Origin of the sequence: Actinophytocola sp. (assembly GCF_045807065.1) — a bacterium.
In the GTDB taxonomy this organism is placed as follows: domain Bacteria; phylum Actinomycetota; class Actinomycetes; order Mycobacteriales; family Pseudonocardiaceae; genus Actinophytocola.
The window spans coordinates 1-19773 of sequence record NZ_JBJMIE010000452.1; the positions used below are offsets into that span (position 1 = coordinate 1).

The window sequence follows — 19773 nt, forward strand, 5'->3', positions numbered from 1 at the left end:
CCTGCCGGCGACCTGGAACCGGTTCGACGAGTGGTACAACTACCGCACCAACCCACGCGGCAGTGTGAACGTGCTCATGCGCCTGGACGAGTCGTCCTACAGCGGCGGCACCATGGGCGCCGACCACCCCATCACCTGGTGGCACGACGTGGGCTCCGGCCGCGCCTGGTACACCGGCCTCGGCCACACCATCGAGTCCTACTCCGACCCCAACTTCACCCGCATGCTGCTGGGCGGCATCCGAGTCGCGGCCAAGGCGACCTCGAGCCAGCCACCGACCGACGTCGAGCTGGCGCGGGGCCGGACGGTCACGGTGTCGAGCGTCGAGCCCGGCACGCCCCACGTGGGCGCCAACGCGGTGGACGGCAACAGCGCCACGCGGTGGAGCAGCGCCTTCGCCGATCCGCAGTCGATCAGTGTGGATCTGGGTGCCGTGCACCGGATCAGCCGGGTGCGCCTCACGTGGGAGACGGCGTACGGGCGCGCCTACCGGGTGGAGACGTCCACGGACGGCAACGCGTGGCAGACGGCGTTCACGACGACGACGGGCGACGGCGGCACCGACGACATCGCGGTGACGGCCAACGCGCGCTACGTCCGGGTGACCGGCACCCAGCGCGGCACGCAGTGGGGCTATTCGCTGTGGGAGCTGTCGGTGCTGGGTACCTGACGCCGGCGCGTTCCCGCAGCGAACGGCGGCCATGCCCCTGAACGGCGCGTTCGGGACGTCCAGCGTCCTGAACGCGCCGTTCCTGACATCGAAACGGCGTGGAGCGATCGAGACGACCCCCGTTCAACGCCGTCGTTAGGCAGTAGCCATTCGGCTGACATGCGTGACGGAGCGGATACCCTTCGTCCCAGGGGTGGTGAGCGTGAAGCACACTTCCCGGGGACCCCTGCCACGGCTCCGACCACGGACCGTGTCGCCGCGTCGGTGGTCGGCGGCCCGGCGGTGGATCGGCTACGCGGTGACCAGCGAGGCCGTCGGCGTGACCGCCGCGGGACTGGTCGTGCATCCCGGCGGGGCGCCGCGCCCTGATCTGGTTGGCGACCCTGCTGGCGATGGGGCTCGCGCGGGCGGAGATGTGGCGCCAGATCGAACGCATGCGCCGCTGGGTGGGCGGCCAGACCCACATCAACGTGACGTCGATCTGGTGCCTCGCTGCTCTCCCCGGCTGGGCCCGCACTGCTCGCGGCAGCCCTCCACGCGCACCTCTGGCTGCGTCTGGCGGCACATCGGCACCCGCCCGACCCACCGGATCGTCGCGAGCGCCGCGTGGCCCGTGCTGTCGTGCTGGCCGCGGCGAACGTCCTGCGCGTCACCGGGTTCGGTGATCTGGCGGACGCCACACCGGGCACCGACCTCGGCCTCCTCCATGCCAAGCGCGGCGGGCGCAACCGGGTGCGCCACGCCGACGCCGACGCGCTCATCCGGCGCTAGACCGAACGTCCCAACCCACAACTGGAATTCAGTCTGACCATATAACGTTCGCGCGCCACTCGCGAACAGCGGTCGAGTGTTGCGTATTGTCACCGACCTGCGGCGGACTGTTGGTTCGTCACTACCGGCGACGCTACGGTTGCGCTGGAACTGGGGCGCGGGCACGAGGGCAAGGGCGGAGGACATTCGTGGAGGCGGACCGGGTCGATTTCCGCGCCGTTTTCGCGGTGCGCGAGTTCCGGGCCATGTGGGCCGCCGAGGCGCTCTCGCAGGCCGGTGACCAGCTGGCACGCGTCGCGCTCGCCGTCCTGGTCTACGGGAACACCAACTCCGCCGCGCTCGCCGGGCTGACGTACGCGCTCACGTGGGCGCCGTCGTTCCTCGGGGGGGTGTTCCTCGCCGGTCTCGCAGACCGGTTCTCCCGCCGCACGGTCATGGTCGTCGCGGACCTCGTGCGGGCCGCGCTGATCGCACTCGTCGCGCTGCCCGGCCTGCCGTTCTGGGTGCTCTGCCTGCTGGTCGCGCTGGTGTCCTTCGCGCAGGCGCCGTTCAAGGCGGCCCAGCTGGCGCTGCTGCCCGACGTGCTCGAAGGGGACAAGTACGTCGTCGGGATGGGCATCCGCACGATCACGATGCAGACGGCGCAGATGCTCGGGTTCGCCGGTGGCGGCCTGCTGCTCACCGCGTTGAGCCCGTCCGTCGCCCTGGTGCTCGACGCGGTCACGTTCGTCGCGTCGGGACTGTTCGTGTGGTTCGGCGTGCGGGTGCGGCCCGTGCCACCCGAGGACGGCGCGCAGTCGCCGGGGTCGTTCGCCAGGTCGGCACTCGCCGGCGCCAGGCTGATCTGGCGGGACCCGGCGCTGCGCACGCTGGTGGTGTTCAGCTGGCTGTCGGCACTGCTGATCCTCTACGAGGGCCTCGCGGCGCCGTACACCGCGGAGTTCGGCGGCGGATCGGTCTCCGTCGGGCTCATCCTCGCGGCCGACCCGCTGGGCAGTGCCATCGGCGCGTACGTGTTCACGCGGTTCGTGCCCGCGGCACGACGCGCCGGGTTGCTCGGGCCGCTCACGGTCGCGAGCTGCCTCCCGCTGCTGGGCTGCCTGGCCAGACCGGGTCTGATTCCCTCGATCGTGCTCTTCGCCGTGGCGGGGGCGTTGGGCACGGCGGTGATGATCCAGGCCACGGCCTCGTTCTCGCGTGGGGTGCCCGACCGCAACCGGGCGCAGGCCATCGGCCTGCAGCAGTCCGGCCTGGCGACGATTCAGGGGCTGAGCCCGCTGCTCGCGGGCGCGCTGGCCGACGTGGTCGGCACAGCCCGCGTGGTCGGCCTGGTGGGGGTGCTGGGGGTGTTGGTCGCCGTACCGGCGGCGATTGCGTGGAAGAACGCGACCGCCGCCCGGCCAGATGTATGGTCCTCAACCTCTGGCGAGGAGACGTGATCAGCCCTCACGGCTACGCATCGAGCTTCACCTCCGGTCGATGTGTGGGGTCATGGTAGGGCATGGTCGAGGCCGTGATCAGCCTTCGCGTGAGCACATTGTGGTCCACCTATTCTCGGGTTCCACGGCCGTACCGCCCAATTGACTGACATGCCGTGATTGAACGGATACTCTTCGCGTGAGGGGGGTGACTAGTAGACATGGACAGTATGCGGCGTGGACACAAGATAGGAGCACCCGTCCTCGGCTGGTTAGCTTCGCTCTCCCCAGCCCGGTGGGCACTGTGGTCGGTCGCCAGGCCGAGGTGGATCGTATACGCCTTGGTGTGCGAGGCCGCAGCCCTCGGCGTGACCGTCGCCAGTCTCGTTGACGAGCTTGACAATCCGCATGACATCCTCTGGTTCGCGATCTTGCTGGTGATGGGCGTCGCCCAGGCGGAGATGTCCCGGCAGATCGAGCGGGTACGCCGGTGGATGGGCGGTCAGATGCACATCAACGTGACCTCCGTTTGGGGGATCGCGGGCGTCGTGCTGCTCGCCCCCGGCTGGGCCGTGTTGCTGATCGCCGCGCTCTACCTCCACCTGTGGCTGCGCGTCTGGCGGCACGTCAGCACCCGTCCGGCCCATCGCGTCGTGGCGAGTACCGCGTGGATCGTGCTGTCCTGTTGGGGCGCTGCCGTCACCCTCCAGGTCACCGGCCTGGGTGGACTGGTGGGCATACCACCGGGCGGGGTCCGCGGCGCGGCGGTGGTCCTGGTGGCCGCGCTGTCCTTCGAACTGGTGAACCTGCTCGTGGTCGCGACGGGCATCTACCTGTACACCCAACAGCGCTCGCTGACCGACCTCGTCGGCACGTGGGGGGACAACGCACTCGAACTGGTGACGCTGTGCCTCGGTGGTCTGACCGCCACCGCGTTGGTCTACCAGCCGATCCTCGTCCTGCTGATCTACCCGCCGCTGCTCCTGCTGCACCGGCACGTGTTGATCAAGCAGTTGGAGGCGGCGGTCGCCACGGACGAGAAGACCGGGCTGTTCAACAACGCCGGCTGGCACCACATCGCCAACCGCGAGCTCGACCGGGCCAAGCGCTCACGCGGGACGCTGGCGATCTTCATGGTCGACATCGACCACTTCAAGAAGATCAACGACACCTACGGGCACCTGGCCGGTGACGCGGTGCTCAAGGCCGTCGCCGCGACGATCAACCACAGCGTCCGCGACTACGACTCCGTCGGCCGCTTCGGCGGCGAGGAGTTCGTGGTCCTGCTGCCCGACATCGCGCCGGCCGACATCGAGGAGGTCGCCGAGCGGGTGCGCCACGCGGTCACCCAGCTGGCGGTCCCCCTCGGCGACGACAGCCTCACGACCATCAAGGGCATCTCCGTGTCGGTCGGCACGGCCGCCTACCCGTCGGCGGGCACGGCGCTCGACCGGCTCATCCACGCGGCCGACACCGCCCTGCTGCACGCCAAGCGGGTCGGCCGCAACCGCGTCTCCCACGCCGCCGACGGCCACGCCGGCACGGCCGAGACCAACGGCCACCCGGTCAAGCGGTCCGCTTCGGACTCGTCGGTGGGCTCACCCCGTTAGCCACTCGCGGCCACCAACCCCGACCCGGGCCGCGGAGATCTCTCGAGCGACCAGTGCTAACCTCTGCCCCGGCGCTCGCCCGTGCGCCCGACCTCCTGACCGGTGGCCCACGCCCGCCGGCGACGCGGAGGCAGAGGTGGTTCCCATGCCATCGCGGGCAACACCCTCGGACGTGTAGCCGTACCCTCGTCCGGTGGTCGCCGGGCGTCGTGTGTGGGACCGTCCGCGGCCGCCGTGAGAGGAACGACGGTGACCGAGCACAAGGCGCTCAAGCGACTCGTCCGCGAACGCATGGCTCGCCACGGCGAGAGCTACACCACCGCTCGCCGGCACGTGTTGGCCAAGGCCGGCCGGGGCGGGCTTCCCGCGGGGCTGCTGGCCGGGTACGACACGTTCGGCGTCGAGTGGCACCGGGAGTCGGCACTCGTGGCGCACGTGCTGCGGCAGGCCGGAACCCCGGTCAGCGAACCGGTGATCGCCGGGCTCGCCGGTGGGATCGGCTTCATGTACGCGGTGTTCGACTACAAGGACATGCCGCCGCTGCTGACGATCGTCGCGCAGCACCACCCCGAGCCGTGGGCGCCGGCGGCGTTGCGGCGGTTGCGGGTGCCCTTCACCGAGGAGCACAGCGGGCAGCCCGCCGCCGCGCTGAGGAAGCTGTCCGCGGCGTTGGACGCCGGCCGGCCGGTACTGTGCACTGTGGACCGCAGCCGGTTGCCGTGGCACGGGATGGAGCCGGGGTACGGCATGGACCCGTACGTGGTCGCCGTCGCCGGTCGGGACGGCGACGTGCTGCTCGTGGACGACGAGGCGCCGCGGCCCAACGGGATCGCCGTCGACGACTTCCTCGCCGCGTGGTCCGCGCACAAGAAGGGCAGCCACCACATGCTCGTCGTGACCGGGCCGCCGGTCGAGCCCGATCTCGGTGCCGCGGCGCGGGATGCCGTCGCCACCACCGTCGCGCACCTCACGGGTCCGGTGCTGGGCAACAACTTCGACGTGAACTTCGGCTTCTCCGGCATGGCGCGGCTGGCAGTCCAGCTGCGTGACACGCGGACGAGGACGGGCTGGGCCAAGCGGTTCGGCGCGCCGGTGCCGTTCTACCACGGCGTCCGCCGGCTCTACGAGTGCGTCGAGCTGGAGTACACGGCACCCGGCGCGACCCGGCCGACCTACGCCCGGTTCCTCGCGGAGATGGCGAACGACGTGCCGGGTGCCGGGGCGGCTGCCGAGTTGTTCGCCCGGTCCGGTGACACGTGGTCGCGGCTGGCCGGCCTCGCACTGGAGACCACGGGGGCGCTCGGCGAGTACGCCGAGGTGGCCGAGCGCCGGCTCGCGGTGATGCTCAGCCGCGGACCCGAGGCACGCGCCGAGATCCGCGAGCTGACCGTGCGCATGGACGAGCTGGCCAGCGAGTACCGCGACCCACTCGGCGACGCGGGCCGGGCGGAGCTGTTCGCGCGGCTCGCCGACCTGGTCGAGGAATGCCTGGAGACCGAGCGCGAGGCCGTCGCACTGCTGAGTCCACAGTAGACGGCCGGGTGGTCAGCTCGTCGTGTAGGAGACCCGGGTGTAGGGCACGCCGCACGACGGCTGGCAGCTCGACGGCAGGGAGAACGTGTAGACGCGGCCGTTGTTGACCAGTGCGTTGTTCACGTCGTACACCCTGATCTGGAACTGCGTGCCCGCCTGGACGGTCGGCGACAGGATGTAGGACTGTCCCATGTCGCCGTTCATCTGGGCGGCATGCCAGGTGCCGCCGGCGAAGTAGTCGATGCCGTGGATCCCGTTGGGGAGGTGGGAGACCGACACCGCGCCCCACCACACCTGCGCGCTCTGCAGGAAGCCGATGGTGATGTCGCCGCTGTAGTTCGGGGCCGGCACGAACTCCCACGAGACGTGCCGGTTGTTCCAGTGCGCGGGGTCCATGTCCCCGACCGGGACGCCGTTCTGCAGGAACCGGTTGAGCGAGGCGTGCGACAGGTCCAGGTGGAACGGGTCGTCGCGGCACCAGGCGTTGGAGTCGCCGCAGCTGTCCGCGACGATCATGTTCAGCGTGGCACCGTTGTACCTGTCGGCCACGAACGAGCCGTTGCGGCAGAACGGCTGGTTCGGGGCGCCGTCGTTGACGCCGGTGCAGTAGTCGCTGATGGTCACGCGGACCCAGCGGCCGCAGTTGTGCCCGTTGTCCCACTGGCCGATCTTGGGGTCGCCGGCCGGCAGCGGGCGCGGGTAGAAGTTGTAGTCGCGGGGCGTGTTGTACACGTTGAGGGCCACGAAGTCCTGGCTGTCCAGGACGGACTGCGGCAACCCGCAACCGCCGTAGGGCGAGCCGAGCGCGTCGAACCACGTGGCGTTCCCCGTGGCGGGCGCGGCGGCGGCCACCCCCGGCAGGAACGTGACGACGAGCACAACCGCGAAGAGCACCGCGCCACGGAGGACGCGGCGCGAGCGGCGAAGAACGACCATGTTCCACCACCGATGTCGGCGCACTGGGAGCGCTCCCAGGATAGCCGTCCGGTGACTCCGGGTCCAGGACCGGTCACCCCCGGGTCCTCCCGCTCGTCCACGCGAGATCGACGGAACCGGGCGGTGACCGCCGGCGTCCGAACCAGTGATTTGGGGCTTTTGGACACCTTGTGCACCGGGATATGACAGTCTTTGAGCTGCTAGGTGTTCAGACCCGGCGGGATGCGGATCTGGGAGTGGGTTGTGACCGAGTGGTACGAGGGTGCCGGCGTCGTCGAGAGCGTCGCCGGGTTCGTCGACACGCTGACCGGCGAGTCCGAGGGTGAGGGTGTCGACGTCATCGACGCCAGCATCGGGGGCGTCGGGATGGTCGTCGACGTGGTCGGGTCGGCGGCGAACCCGCTGGCCGCGATCTTCTCGGCCGGTGTGGGCTGGCTGATGGAGCACATCAGCTTCATCCGGGAGCCGCTCGACGCGCTGCTCGGCAACCCCGACGAGATCAACGCCAACACCGACCAGCTCAAGCAGGCCGCGGTCGAGGTCAAGACGATCGCCCAGGAGCACCGGGAGGACACCGAGGCGATGGGGGCGTCCTGGTCGGGCGAGGCGAACGAGGCGTTCCGCCAGAACCAGCAGCAGCTGGCCGCGCAGTACGAGGCGCTCGGCAAGACCATGGACGGCACCGCCGCGATCTACGCGATCTCCGGCGCGCTGGTGTGCGAGCTGCGGGCGCTGGTCTTCGACTGGATCTCCGACCTGGTGGGCGAGCTGATCGCCGGCGCGATCATCGCCGCCGCGTCCGCCGCGCCCACCTTCGGCGGCTCGATCGCCGCGTACGCCGGGTACGCCGGCACCCGCGCGGGCATGCTGGCCAGCAAGATGGCGAGCCGGCTCGCCAAGCTGGTGAAGGCGATGGAGCGGTTCGGCTCGCGCATGGCCAGGCTCACCGAGAAGATGGAAGGCCTGATGAAGGGCCTGGAGAAGTTCGCGGACTACGGCGACTACGCCAAGACGGCCTACGACGCGGTCAAGCCGTACGACGTGCCGCAGCAGGCCTGACGGTTCGGGTCTGATGGCGCATCGGCACGGCGGTTCCTCCGGCAGCGACGGCGGCAGTAGCCACAGCCCGTCACATCACAGCAGTGGGTCGAGCGGCTCCAGTTCCTCGCCCCGGCCGAGCAGTCCCGGCGGCGGGATGGCGCCCGGCCAGGGCACCAGCATGGACCCCGACGGGGTCGAGCGGATGGGCGGCCGGTTCACCGACCGCGGCGGCCAGATCCGGGACGGCGTCGGCAGCAGGCTCAACATCGGCGCGTCCTCACAGAGCGCGGGCGTGTTCGGCCAGGTCGCGATGGTCAAGGCGGACGAGGCCATCAAGACCGCGCGCAACGGCGCCGAACGCGCGGCCGCGGCCACCGAGACCACCGGCCAGAAGGTCAGGGACACCGCGCAGGCGCAACGCAACCTCGAACAGTCGAACGCGTCGAACCTGCAGAAGGCCGGCAACGGCCTGGGCAACAAGCCGCCGCAGACGTCCGGCAGCCCCGGCTCGTCCCGGTCCGGGGCCTCGCCGACGGGTTCGTCGGGCACGACCTGCCCGCCGACCACCGCCGGCGGGTCGGGGTCGACGCCGCGGTCCAGCGGCGTGCCGGGAGGGACGTCCCGGCCGTCGAGCATCCCGAGCACGTCCGGTGGGACCGGCCAGTCGACGCCGCGGCCGGGTGGCCCCGGCGGGACGCCACGGGTGGCCGGCGCGCCCCCGGTCGCCGGGCAGAACGGCGGGTCGACGCCGCGTGCCGGCACGCCAGGCACGTCGTCGCGACCGTCCTCCGTGCCGACGACCTCTGGCGGAACCGGGTCGACGCCGCGGTCTTCCGGCACGCCGGGCGCGCCGTCGCGACCGTCCTCCGTGCCGGCTGCCTCGGGTGGGACCGGGGCGACGCCGCGTGCCGGCACGCCCGGCACATCGTCACGGCCATCCGGTGTGCCGACCTCGTCGAGCGGGACGGGCGCCACGCCGCGGTCTTCCGGCACGCCGAGCACGTCGTCGCGGTCGTCCTCTGTGCCGGGCGCGTCGGGTGGGACCGGGGCGACGCCGCTGTCCGGCACGTCCGGCACGTCGAGTTCGCCGTCGCGGTCGTCGGGTACGCCTGGTGCGCCTGGGGAGCCGTCGAGCCGGCCGTCGTCAGGTGGTCCGGCGGGTGGTCCGGCGGGGCCGGGTGGTTCGCGGCCGTCCACGCCTGCTGCTGGGACTGGGGCGCGGCCGTCGGGCACGCCGATGGGGCTCGCGGGCGGGCCGGGCGGCGGCACGGGCGGCCAGCCGCGAGGAACGACGGGACCGACCGCTGGCCGGCCTACTGGTCCGGGCGGGCCGACTGGTGCCACGCCGGCGGGTTCGCCAGGACAGACCGGGCGACCCACTGGCCCGACTGGTGCCACGCCAGCAGGGCCACCTGGACAAACGGGGCGACCCACCGGGCCGAATGGTTCCCCACCGGCGGGGCCACCTGGGCAGCCTGGTGGCCAGCCGGTTGGGCCTGGTGGCCAGCCGGTTGGGCCTGGTGGACGGGGGCCGGTCGCTGGTGGGCCGGTGCCCGGTGGGTACGGGCCGCAGGGGGGTAATGGGCAGCCGGGCGGACCTCGTCCGGGTGGATCACCGCCTGGAGGGCGGCCGTACGGGCCGGCGCAGGCCGGTGGGTATGGCAATCCCGGGGCTCCCGGGCGTGGTCCTGGCGGGCCTGGGCAGCAGTCTCCTGGTCATCCCGGCAATGGCACGTCACCGCGCCCGAACCAGGGATTCGGTGGACCGACCTCGCGGCCTGAAGGGCTGAACAGGCCAGGGCAACCGGGGAACGTGCGTCCGGGCACACCCGTGGGGCCGACGGGCAGCCGTCCCGAGGGTGCCACGCAGCCGGATGCCGGTCCGGCGCCGGACCGGACGTCGGCGAACCGCCCGTCCGCGCAGCCGGACGTCTCGCGCTCCACCGACGACGTGTCGCGTGCGCCGGAGGACACCACGCCGAAGCCGGACTCCGACAAGCCGGCCACCTCCGATCCCAAACCCGACACCGATTCCAAAGCCGACACCGATTCCAGGCCCAACACCGACGCGAAGTCCGACACGGAGCCCAAGCCTGATTCGGCCACACCGGACGACAACAAGACCGACTCCAGCAAACCGGACGAAGCCAAGACCGATTCCGACAAAAACGACAGCCCCAAACCCGACGACGGCAAGACGGACGACGGCAACACGGACGACGGCAAGACGGATATCCATGGCGAGGACTCCGACGGGCCCACGCCGGACGATGACCCGACCGACAAGCCGGACGACGCCGCGGACGACGGTTCGTCCGCCGATGGCGCCGACAGTGACACGGGTGACGCCGGCACGCCGCCGGTCAGTGGGGAGCCGGCCGATGGGCCGCCCGTCGACGAGAACGGGGTGCCGCTCAACTTCCTCGGCAACAAGCAGGGTGAGCACCCCTACGCCGACATGGGCGACTACACCCCGATGGGTGGCGACCGCACCAACGGGATGGGTAGCTACGACCAGCGGGTGGCCCCGCTCATCGCCGATCACAACCCCTGGGGGGTGCACGGGTCGCGGGAGGAGTTCAACGCCAACCACCGGCCCGACGGGACCTACCGGACCAACCAGTGGCCGCCCAACGATGGCGCGGTCGAAGGGTCGGAACGGCACGTCACCCTGCCCGAGGGCACCGTCCTCGACCGGTTCGGGGGCGAGAACGGTCGGTTCCTGTCCCCCATGGACACCGACGGGACGCCCTACCACTACAGCGAGCGGGCGATCTTCCCCGACAACGCCGAGGTGGGGTACCACGTCTACGTCGTCGCTGATCCGAGCGGACTGCCGGGCACCCTCGCCGACGTGGCGCCGGCGCTGGGGCAGCCCGGCGGTGGGCGGCAGTTCACGCTCAACGACGACGTCAACGTCCAGCGCCTGCTGGCCGAGGGCGTCATCCGCGAGGTGCACGTCCCGCCGGACAACGGGCGGGTACTGCCGGACTCCTTCGGGCAGGACGGCGGCGACGGCACCCAGCACAACGACACCGTCAGCGTCGACGACGCCCGCGACGGAGCCGACCACACCGACCACCTGGACCACACCGGCAGTGATCACACCGAGGGCGGGGACAACGACGCCAGCTCACAGGAGGGTGACTCGACGCCGCCGCTGCCGGACCACCTCCAGCAGGTCGCGGACAACAGCGCCTTCCGCACCCCGGCCGGTGCGGCGCTGTTCGACCCGTCCGACATCCGTACCCGGGACGCGGCCTCGGCCGTCGCGCCCATCGACGGACACTTCATCCTGGACGTGCACAGCGACGGCCAGCACGCCTACGTCAACGGCCAGCAGCTGAACGGCCGCGACCTGGCGAACCTGGCCCGCGACCTCGGCTGGAACGGCACCGACCCGATCATCCTCAACGGCTGCGAGGCCGGCCGGCACGACAATGGCCTGGCCGCCGACCTGGCCAGGGAGTCCGGGGCACGGGTCATCGCGCCGACCGAGCGGTCCTGGTCCGGCCAGCAGAACACCACGCCGTACTCGGCCAGCGCCGACCACGTCGACGACCGCGGCCGGGCCCGCCCGACCCACCCACCGGACGGCGGCTGGCGCGCCTTCGACGGCGACGGCACGGTCAGCGACACCGGCCGCAACGGCCTGCCGGTAGACAACCGCCCCGGCTCGCCAACCGCCCCGACCCAGACGCCGCCCGGCGCGCCGACCGACTCCACGAGCCACACCCCAACGGACTCGCCGAGTCCCACACCGACCGACCCGACCCACGCGCCGACGGACTCAACGAGCCAACCGGCGACCGACCCGCCGACCGGCGCAACAACCCACTCCCCAACGGACCCGACGCACTCCCCAACCGGCCCCACGCACTCACCGAACGACCCGACTCATCCACCCGCTGGCTCAACGAGCCACCCGACCACCGATCCGACCCACCCGCCAACCGACCCCTCGCACCAATCGACCGACTCAGCGAGCCACCCGGCGACCAACCGACCAGTCGACCCGACGCACTCCCCGAACGACTCAACCCACCCACCCACAGGCTCAACGAGCGACCCGACCACCGACTCAACCCACCCGCCTGCGGACGCAAGCGACACGCAGAACCCCTCCGGCGCCCCGGGCGAAGGCCCGCCGCCGGCGCCTGGCCCAGAACACGGCACCCCCCTGCCGTTCGGTGACGACGTCGACCGTGGCCGGGTTCAGTCGCCCTTCGTGCCGCCACGGGTGGACAACGCGGACGATCCCGTCACGATCAGGGTCGACGACGACGCTGCCAGCACCGCGGACCCGACCGACGCGAACCGGCCGCTGCGCAGCGGCGAGCGGTTGATCGGGCGGACCGGCCTCGAACCCAACACCGCCTACCACGTTCCCGGCCGCGGCACCTACTACACCAACGACGCCGGCGTGATCAGCCATGCGGACCTGGAGGTCAACAACCGGACTGAGGGGATCCACGAGTCCGGCGCCAACGAGAACCCGGACGCGTCCTACCCGCAGCCCAACACGACCTACCGGGTCGACGTCGACGGCGCCGAGCACATCTACACCACCGACGCCGCCGGGCTACCGCCCCGGTACCGGGAGTGGACCACCCCGCCGCACGACAACACGGTGACCTTCCCGTCCACCGACACGAGCCTGCCGGCGGACCACCCGCTACGGCGCCCGCTCGACCAGCCGCCGCGCGGCATCGGTGAGGCGCTCAGCAGCCGCACCAGCTACCCGCCGCACACGGAGATCGTCCACAACACGCCGAACGGCACGACCCGGCTCTACACCGGCGCCCCCGGCCCGGACGGCACCGCGCGGGTGGTCGCGATCGACACCTGGTCGAGCCGGAGCGCGACCGGGTCGGGCAACGTGCGGGTCGGTGAGCTGAACCCCGAGCTGAACAACTTCCCGCCGAACGTGGTCACCCGGATCAACGGCGAGGACGTCTACATCACCAACGACCACGGCGTGTCCACCGAGGCCACCGACGAGCGCGACTACTCCCAGAGCGCGCCGCGGAGCGGGAAGGCGCAGACCCTCGTCAAGAGGGAGGGCGGCTCGGTCGACGTGGACGGCGGGCACATCCGGCCGACCCAGGCCGGCGGGCACGTCGACGCGCGCAACCAGTTCCCGCAGCTCAGCGCCGAGAACCGGTCGCTCGGCGGCCCAGCCGACCAGATCTGGTGGGGCCAGGACATGGCCGCGGAGCGGGAGCAGCGCACGCACGGCTCCGACCACCTGTGGCACGACCTCCAGACGGAGGGCGCCACGCCGGGCGCCCCCGCCCGGCCGCAGCAGGTGCATCAGCGGTTCGTCATGCGGGACAGCCATGGCAGGATCAGGATCCACTTCCGGCGTTATGACAACTAGCAGGAGAACGCAGAGAACATGGCTCAGCCCTGGGACCCGCAGGCCAGGCAGCAACGCTACGACGAGCTGCTGCAGCTGATCGGCGGCGCGCTGATCAGCGCCGCGCCGCAGGGGTGGCGCCGGATCGACCTGATCGCGCGGATCGCGGAGGGCGTGCAGGACTTCGGCCTCACGGTGATCATGAACGACCTGAGCTACGCCGAGGTCAACCCGCCCGCGCAGGCTGCCCAGGCCCTCGTCGAGCTGCGCGGGCTGATGTACGACCCGGACCGCGGCGCCTGGTTCTCGGCGCGCTACATGATGAACCCGCCCGGCGAGTTCCAGGTCTTCTACAACTACGAGTTCGACCCGCTGTGGGACCCGCCGATCCCGCCGGCGGTGTTCAAGCACGACCTCGAGACCTACGCCCGGCCCGCGGACAAGGTGCCCGACTGGCTCCGTCGGGTGCTCGAGCAGGCCGGCACACCCGCGTGACACGCACATCCGCAAGTAGGAGGACTCCCGTTTCATGACCCGCCCAGCACCGCTCGGTTTCGAGGAGCAGCGAGACCTGCAGCGGAAGATCGCCGACCTGCTGGCCCTGCGCGCGCCGTCCGACCGCGACCAGATCCGGGTCATGTACCGCGGCTGCGGCAACAAGGAGGAGATGGTCGGGCACATCCTCGGCATCGACGGCCAGCTCCGCGAGTGGGAGCCGCCGCGTGAGCTCGCCGAGTACTACCGGCGGCTGCGGGCCGGCATGTACCGGGAGGGCGCCGGGACCTGGTCGGCCGCCAGCACGGTCGTCGAGTGGCCGATCAAGCTCTCGGTCAACTACCTGTTTCCCGAGGACCCGCGCTGGCAACAGGCGCCGGGCCGCTACGACGTGCTCGACGAGCTGGAGATGTACCCGAGGGACCCGGCGAGCGTGCCGGACTGGATGAAGACCGTCCTGCCGGCCGCGGAGCGGGTCGCCGAGGTGGCCGGCCGGTTCCGGCACGCGCGGATCTTCGACTACCGGGACGCGAACGGCCGGCCCGTGGTCAACCGGCCGCCGGTGCCCGAGTCCGAGGTGCCGGGCGTGCTGACCTACCTGAACACCGCGCACGTGATCATGGGCGGCCGCGGGTTCGACGCCGACCTGTTCGACCCGAACGGCACGCGGGACACCCCCGCCGGGTTCCACACCGACGGGACGTGGATCTGGCCGGCGGCCCTGCCGCACTACCTGGCCAAGCACGGCGTGCCGCCCGAGCCGGACCTGGTCGCGCACGTCCGCGGCAACGGCTTCACCCCGCCGCGGCTCGACCAGGCGACCAGGGACGCCGCGTACATCGCGCTCACCGGCGAGGTCCCGGCACAACAACCTCCAGCTCAGCAACAGCCGGCACAGCAACAGTCGGCACAGCAACAGTCGGCACAGGACGCCCAGCCACAACAGGCCGGGCAGACCGAACAGCCGCGGGCCGAACAGCAGGACGCACAACCACCGGGCGCACAACCACCAGGCGGGCCGCCACAGGGCCTGCCGGCGGAGGGCGCTCAGCCACCAGGAGCGCAGCCGCCAGGGGCGCAGGTATCAGGAGCGCAGGCACCAGGAGCGCTGGTAACAGGGGTGCAGGCACCAGGAGCGCAGCCGCCACAGGACGGGCAGCCGCGGGATGCCCGGCAAGCGGATGGGTCGGCGGGTCGGCCCGAGCTGTCCGACCGCGACCGCCGGGTCCTCGCGATCATCGAGCGCCGGGTGAGCGAGCTGGGCGCCGTGCCGCAGGCGTACCGCATCCTGGACTCGCTGGAAGGCGCGGTGTGCCTGGAACGCGTCGGCGACGAGTGGCAGGTCGCCGACTACGAACGCGGCAAGCCCCGCAACGCCAAGCGGTTCACGCAGCTGTGGGACGCGGGCGCGTACCTGATCGGCACCCTGGCCGTCACCCCGTCGCGCCTGCGTGCCGGGGCCCCGGACGTGAACACGGCGCAGGCGCTCAACGACTGGCCGATCCAGCCGCTGCCGGGTGAACCACCGCTGACGCTGATCGCGGAGAAGCACGTCGCGACGCTGGTGCCGGGCCGGGAGGTGGTGCGCTACGGCTCGCCGGCCGGCAACCTGACCTTCGACGCGGGCACCGAGTTCAGTGCCATGTCGCTGCGCCCGGAACGCGAACAGCAGGGCCCGCGCAGCTACCGCGTGGTGCGGGAGCTGCGCACGGTGTCCGGCTACGTGGTGCCGTGGCACAACCAGCCCGGCGGCGGCACGGCCTACCTCCTCCCCCGCTCCATCGAGGAGCACCTGTCGAACGGCAGCCTCACCGAAACGCCCTGACCCGCGTGTCCAACCGGCACGCCCCGCGTGTCCAACGCTCCGGAACGCCGAGTTCGACAAATCGTGACAGCCACTCCGGCACGATTTGTCGAACTCACGTGTCGTGCGCGTTGGACTCACGTGTCGTGCGGGTTGGACACGCGGGTCCTGGGCGTTGGACACGCGGGGCGTGGGCGTTGGACTCGCGGGTCGCCCGAGTGGGCGTTGATTCCTCGCCGGGAACCGCGTTAAGTGGGTGGCCGGCAACTAGGAGGGACGAGGATGTCTTTCGACAGGCGGACACTGCTGCGTGGCGCGGGCGCGGCCGGGCTCACCGGGCTGGCGGGGTTGGCGTTACCCGGGACGGCCGGGGCCGACCCCGAGGACCTCGTGTTCGGGATCCGGGCGAAGTACCGGCCGTTCGACCTGATCGCGCCGCGGTTCGTGCAGTACGACACGGTGGCGCGGCCGGTGCGGGACGCGGTCGTCTCGACCGACGTGCGGCCGCGGGCGCCGTACGGGTCGGTGCTGGTCGAGGTGCGGTCCGGCACCGGCGTGGTGGCGGGCCTGGTCGGCGACGACGGCACCCGGGTGCTCGGCACCTACGGGGACGGCCGCGCCACCATCGAGATCACCAGGGGCGGCACCACCACCGTGGTCAAGTCGGTGGCCGCGAACCTGGTCGCGCCGTTCCAGTTCGCCGTGGTGTTCAACGAGAACGCGGTGACCGTGCTGGCGGACACGACCGGCACCGGCACCGCGTGGCAGCCGCTGCTCACCGAGCGGGACGGCGTCCGCGCGCTCATCGACCTGCGGGTGCCCGACACCCTGGGCCGGCTGTCCTACGGCTACGGCGGGCGCGGCGACGTGCTGCTGGGCCGGGTGCGGGCCGGCTACTTCGGGCAGGCCGGCGTCCGCGACCCGCACGTGGTGCAGTACGCCGACGGGCGGCCGGTCATCCGCGACAACAAGCTGTACCTCACGCTGACCAACGCGGGCCTGGGCTTCTTCCAGCAGGCGCACTGGGGCGTGTGGACGCTCGACCTGACCGACCCGACCCGCCTCGAACAGGTCGCGCAGCTGTTCTTCGCCCGTGACGGCGTCGTGCTCGGCGACCACGCCGGGCAGATCGTCCTCGACGGCGACGAGTTCGTGCTGGCCATGTCGTCCTGGGGCGACTTCAACTTCGCCGGCGTCCACGTGCGGTACGTGCGGACCAGGCAGAACGTGCTCTCCGGGGTGCACGTGCTGCCCACCACGCCCCTGCCGCTGCCCACCGACGTCAGCTCGTGGGACCCCGCGCTGACCCGGATCAACGGCCGGTGGCACGTGGCGTTCGTGGAGAGCCCGGCGCAGTCACCGTCGTTCGTGTTCCACCCCGCGCTGGCCCGCGGCGCGACGCTGGAGAGCCTGTCCCGGGTCGGCGCCGACCTGACCGTGGACCAGACCGAGGGCACGATCATCCAGCGGATCGACGGCGCGTGGTACGTGCTCGCCAGCGACGGCGACGCCCGCCTCTACCGGGTGTACGACCTGCGGATGCGGCCGCACGGGACACTGGATGCGCCCTACGGCACGAACATCCCGCACCCGATGGTCGTGCGCGTGAGGAACACGTGGTGGCTGCTCACCTTCGACGGCACGCAGTACGCGGAGCCGGTGCTCGGCTACGGCGGTCACGGCGACTTCATCGTGATGACGGCGTCACGATAGGTCCGGCAGCTCCTGCTGGCGCCCGATCAGCGGCGCCAGCGGGTCGCCCCGGTCGCGCAGCCGCTCGAGTACGGTGTGGACGGTCCAGCGGTTCGGGCGCAGGTCCTCGTCCTCCAGCTCGTCCCAGGTGATCGGCACGGACACCGGGGCGCCGCGGGCCGGGCGGATACTGAAGGGCGCCACCAGGGTCTTGTTGATCGCGTTCTGCGTGTAGTCCAGGCGGGCGCGGCCGCGCCTGCGGTCGCGGTACCACTGCCAGCTGACGAGGTCCGGCACGATCCGGCCGATCGTGCGGGACACGGCCTCCACCCAGCCCCGGGTGTCGTCGAAGGTGTAGCCGTCGCGGACCGGGATCCACACCTGGATGCCACGTTGGCCGGTCACCTTCGGCATGCCCGTCACGCCGAGGTGGTCCAGCGCCGTCCGGTACAGCCTGGCGAGCTCCAGCACCTGGTCGAAGGTGGTGGTCTCGCCGGGGTCGATGTCGATCAGCGCCCAGGTGGGCTGGTGGACGTTCGGCAGCCGGGAGGTCCACGGGTGCAGCTCGATGCCGGCGAAGTTCGCCATCCACACCAGCGCCGCCGCGCTGTCGAGCACCGCGTAGCACTGGGTCTCGTCGCGGTCCGCCTCGGTGTTGTGCCAGCGGGTCAGCCAGTCCGGGGCGTGGTCGGGCACCTCCTTGTGCCAGAAGCCCGGGCGCGTCACGCCGTCGGGGTAGCGGTGCGCGTTGACCGGCCGGCCCTCGAGGTAGGGCAGCAGCCAGGGCGCGACGTCGGCGTAGTAGCGCACGACGTCGCGTTTGGTGAGCGGTGGCGGGCCGGGGAAGAGGACCTTGTCCAGGTTCGTCACGTGCACGTCGCGCCCGCCGACCCGCCACCACCCCGTCCGGTGCAGGTCGTCGAGGGTGGCGGTGCTCATGGCCGACGGGTACCCGTCCTCACCCGGGGTGAACGTCCTCGGGGGCGAGGTCGGGGCGCAGGCGGTGGACGCGTGGGCGCAGGCGGGCGCTGAAGGTCATGACCGTGGCGTCCGCCTCCGCCTCGACGACCAGCGTCGGGTGGACCGGCTGGTACAGGGTGCCCTCGTGGCCGAAGACGGCGGTGGGCAGGCGGCGGCGCGGCTCGTGCGTGGGCCGGTTCCGCTGGGCGGCCTCGTCGCGGAAGGCCGGCGGCAGGGGCAGCGACAACCCGATCGGCTGGAGCACGCCCTCGGCGTCCGGCCGGGCGAGCAGCAGCGCCTCGGGCCGGGCGAGCGCGCCGGCGGCGCCGATGACGACGGCGTCGACCACGACCTTCTGGCGGATCTTCACCCAGTCCCCCGCCCGGCCGGCCCGGTAGGGCGAGGCGACGAGCTTGGCGACGACCCCCTCGATGCCGACGTCGGCGACCTCGGGCCGCATCCACCCGGCGGTGACGTCCCGGTCCCGGGTGGACGGTGTCAGCTGCAGCGGCGGCGCCGCGCCGGCGAACACCTGCTCCAACCGCGCCCGCCGCGTCACGAACGAGGCGGCGCGGAGATCCTCCCCGCCGTCGGCCAGCAGGTCGAACGCGACGAAGTACACGTCGACGCCCGCGGCGGCCCTGCCGGCCGGCATGGCGGCGAGCGACCCGAAGTCCAGCCGGCCCTCCCGCAACGCCACCAGCTCGCCGTCGACGACCACGTCCCCGAGCGACCGCACGGCGGTGACGATCCCCGGGAACCGGGCCGCGAGGTCGTTGTCGCGGCGTGACTGCAGCACCCCGGCGGACGCGAACGCGACCGCCCGCCAGCCGTCGAACTTCGGCTCGTACGTCCACCGTGGATCGGGGCCCGGGATCTCCCTGGCCTCCCGGGCCAGGACCAGGCCCACCGGCGGACGCAAGCTACTCACTCTTCGGCCTCCCACACCCCGCGGCAACGGTAACCCGGCAAAGCGGAGGACGCCAGATATGAGCTGCTCAGCGCCCGTCCCAAATAGACGAATTGGCGCCGGTCGCGACATCCGTGGAACACTCGGGACCGTGGATGCGGCAACGGCTGGAACGATCGACGTCGGCGGCGACCTGACGGTCAACCGCCTCGGTTTCGGGGCCATGCGGATCACCGGTGACGGCATCTGGGGGCCGCCGGCGAACGCGGACGAGGCGAAGGCGGTGCTGCGGCGTGCCGTCGCGCTCGGGGTCAACTTCATCGACACCGCGAACTCCTACGGGCCGCACGTCAGCGAGGAGCTGATCGGCGAGACCCTGTACCCCTACCCGGACGACCTGGTGATCGCGACCAAGGGCGGCCTGGAGCGCCCGGGGCCCGGCGAGTGGACGCCCAACGGCAGGCCCGAGCACCTGCGGGAGGAGTGCGAGGGCAGCCTGCGCCGGCTCAGGCTCGACGAGATCCCGCTGTACCAGTTCCACCGGCCGGATCCCGACGTGCCGATCGAGGACTCG

15 protein-coding genes are annotated in these 19773 nt (G+C 71.8%); 11 read left to right on the plus strand and 4 right to left on the minus strand.

The features are described from left to right. The 5 genes from ACJ73U_RS26365 to ACJ73U_RS26385 form a co-directional block, all read left to right on the plus strand. The coding region (locus tag ACJ73U_RS26365) for a ThuA domain-containing protein (RefSeq protein ID WP_407780398.1) at positions 1-670 on the plus strand (670 nt) is incomplete at its 5' end. A gap of 606 nt (positions 671-1276) precedes the next feature. Continuing rightward, positions 1277-1441 (plus strand): hypothetical protein, encoded by a 165-nt coding sequence (locus ACJ73U_RS26370; protein WP_407780399.1) that lies wholly within the window; start codon positions 1277-1279, stop codon positions 1439-1441. 245 nt (positions 1442-1686) lie between these two features. Further along, positions 1687-2880 (plus strand): MFS transporter, encoded by a 1194-nt coding sequence (locus tag ACJ73U_RS26375; RefSeq protein ID WP_407780412.1) that lies wholly within the window; start codon positions 1687-1689, stop codon positions 2878-2880. 419 nt (positions 2881-3299) lie between these two features. Beyond that, entirely contained in the window at positions 3300-4469 is a 1170-nt protein-coding gene (locus ACJ73U_RS26380; protein ID WP_407780400.1) for a diguanylate cyclase, read from the plus strand. Between the two features lie 249 nt (positions 4470-4718). Beyond that, entirely contained in the window at positions 4719-6002 is a 1284-nt protein-coding gene (locus ACJ73U_RS26385) for a BtrH N-terminal domain-containing protein (protein ID WP_407780401.1), read from the plus strand. 12 nt (positions 6003-6014) lie between these two features. Here the strand turns inward: ACJ73U_RS26385 and ACJ73U_RS26390 are convergent, their stop codons facing one another. After that, a complete protein-coding gene (locus ACJ73U_RS26390; protein WP_407780402.1) occupies positions 6015-6896 on the minus strand; it encodes a hypothetical protein in 882 nt (293 codons plus the stop codon). A 285-nt stretch (positions 6897-7181) separates the two neighbouring features. Between ACJ73U_RS26390 and ACJ73U_RS26395 the strand changes: the two genes are divergently transcribed. Next, the gene (locus ACJ73U_RS26395; RefSeq protein ID WP_407780403.1) at positions 7182-7997 is read left to right on the plus strand and encodes a WXG100 family type VII secretion target; all 816 of its coding nucleotides are present in this window, start codon (positions 7182-7184) and stop codon (positions 7995-7997) included. Between the two features lie 75 nt (positions 7998-8072). Here the strand turns inward: ACJ73U_RS26395 and ACJ73U_RS26400 are convergent, their stop codons facing one another. Then, positions 8073-9176 carry a hypothetical protein gene (locus ACJ73U_RS26400; RefSeq protein WP_407780404.1) on the minus strand — a complete coding sequence of 368 codons (1104 nt, stop codon included), beginning with the start codon at positions 9174-9176 and terminating at the stop codon, positions 8073-8075. A 616-nt stretch (positions 9177-9792) separates the two neighbouring features. Between ACJ73U_RS26400 and ACJ73U_RS26405 the strand changes: the two genes are divergently transcribed. The 4 genes from ACJ73U_RS26405 to ACJ73U_RS26420 all read left to right on the plus strand — a co-directional run bounded on the left by ACJ73U_RS26405 (position 9793) and on the right by ACJ73U_RS26420 (position 17350). Continuing rightward, positions 9793-13359, plus strand: coding sequence for a glycohydrolase toxin TNT-related protein (locus tag ACJ73U_RS26405; protein WP_407780405.1), 3567 nt, complete (start codon positions 9793-9795; stop codon positions 13357-13359). 18 nt (positions 13360-13377) lie between these two features. Next, complete coding sequence (locus ACJ73U_RS26410; protein ID WP_407780406.1) at positions 13378-13833, plus strand: hypothetical protein; 456 nt, start codon at positions 13378-13380, stop codon at positions 13831-13833. A 34-nt stretch (positions 13834-13867) separates the two neighbouring features. After that, entirely contained in the window at positions 13868-15658 is a 1791-nt protein-coding gene (locus tag ACJ73U_RS26415; RefSeq protein WP_407780407.1) for a TNT domain-containing protein, read from the plus strand. 261 nt (positions 15659-15919) lie between these two features. Beyond that, the gene (locus tag ACJ73U_RS26420) at positions 15920-17350 is read left to right on the plus strand and encodes a hypothetical protein (RefSeq protein ID WP_407780408.1); all 1431 of its coding nucleotides are present in this window, start codon (positions 15920-15922) and stop codon (positions 17348-17350) included. On the opposite strand, the gene ligD is transcribed toward ACJ73U_RS26420, so the two are convergent. Together ligD and ACJ73U_RS26430 are read right to left on the minus strand one after the other, a co-directional pair. After that, the gene (gene ligD / locus ACJ73U_RS26425; RefSeq protein ID WP_407780409.1) at positions 17342-18268 is read right to left on the minus strand and encodes a non-homologous end-joining DNA ligase; all 927 of its coding nucleotides are present in this window, start codon (positions 18266-18268) and stop codon (positions 17342-17344) included. The two genes, ACJ73U_RS26420 and ligD, sit on opposite strands and share 9 nt — an antisense overlap. A 19-nt stretch (positions 18269-18287) precedes the next feature. Next, positions 18288-19220, minus strand: coding sequence for a hypothetical protein (locus ACJ73U_RS26430; protein WP_407780410.1), 933 nt, complete (start codon positions 19218-19220; stop codon positions 18288-18290). Positions 19221-19350: 130 nt separating this feature from the next. Here ACJ73U_RS26430 and ACJ73U_RS26435 point away from each other — a divergent pair. After that, positions 19351-19773, plus strand: a 423-nt coding sequence (locus tag ACJ73U_RS26435; RefSeq protein ID WP_407780411.1) for an aldo/keto reductase, incomplete at its 3' end; no start/stop codon positions are given.